General features: G+C 73.6%; 1 protein-coding gene and 1 pseudogene. Both read right to left on the bottom strand.

Going from position 1 to position 1,129, the window contains the following annotated elements; translation table 11 throughout:
- On the bottom strand, nt 1-902 hold a 902-nt coding region (gene mnmA / locus EIO58_RS18355; RefSeq protein ID WP_127820598.1), incomplete at its 3' end, for a tRNA 2-thiouridine(34) synthase MnmA.
- 9 nt (nt 903-911) lie between these two features.
- Nucleotides 912-1,129, bottom strand: a pseudogene (locus EIO58_RS18350) (cysteine desulfurase NifS); the annotation flags it as partial.

Below are 1,129 nucleotides of genomic sequence, written 5' to 3'. Positions count from 1 at the left end.
CACGCGAACTCCGGCGCCTCGGGCGCGCTGCCTGCCCACGAGTACCGCTCCCCCGCGATCTCGGCGGTCGCGAGCGCCTCCTTGGGTCCGACCACGACGGTGTTCGACACCGGGCGCACCTCGAGCACGAACCGCGGCTTGCCGTCGGCGGCCGGGACCCCCAGCTGCAGGCCGCGGCGCTGCCCGACCGTGAACGCGTGGGCTCCCTCGTGCGAGCCGATGACGGCGCCGGCGCGGTCGACGATGTCGCCGCGCTCGGCACCGACCTTATCGGCGAGCCACCCGCGGGTGTCGCCGTCGGGGATGAAGCAGATGTCGTGGCTGTCGGGCTTGTGCGCGACGGTGAGCCCGCGGGCCTCCGCCTCGGCGCGGACGACGGCCTTGGACGGCGTCGAGCCGAGCGGGAAGTACGTGTGCGCGAGCTGCTGGGCGTCCAGCACGCCCAGCACGTAGGACTGGTCCTTGGCGGCGTCCGACGCGCGGTGCAGCTCTCGTCCATGCGGACCGTCGACGAGCGTCGCGTAGTGGCCGGTGCAGACGGCGTCGAAGCCCAGCTCGATCGCGCGCTCGAGCAGCGCGGCGAACTTGATCTTCTCGTTGCAGCGCATGCACGGGTTCGGCGTGCGGCCGGCGCGGTATTCGGCGACGAAGTCGTCGATCACGTCATCGCGGAAGCGCTCCGAGAAGTCCCACACGTAGAACGGGATGCCGAGGCGATCGGCCGCGCGCCGCGCGTCCATGGCGTCCTCGATGGTGCAGCAGCCGCGGCTGCCGGTGCGCAGGGTGCCGCCGGCGCGCGAGAGCGCGAGATGCACACCGACGACGTCGTGCCCGGCCTCGACGGCGCGCGCCGCGGCCACGGCAGAGTCGACGCCACCGCTCATGGCCGCAAGGATCCTCATGCGTCCAGTCTACGAACCGGCGCCTGTACGGGCACCGGACGCAGCACGCGCGCGCTCGACGGCCCCCGGCAGCACCGCGAGGACCGCGTCGACGTCCGCCTCGCCGGTGGTGTGCCCGAGCGTGAAGCGCAGCACCTGGCGGGCTTCGGCATCCGTCCGCCCGAGGGCGCGGACGACATGCGAGGGCTCGGGCACACCCGCCTGGCACGCCGACCCCGTCGACACCG

It is taken from the genome of Microbacterium sp. CPCC 204701 (assembly GCF_004010105.1).
Lineage (GTDB): Bacteria > Actinomycetota > Actinomycetes > Actinomycetales > Microbacteriaceae > Microbacterium.
This window is presented reverse-complemented; position numbering and strand designations above follow the sequence as displayed.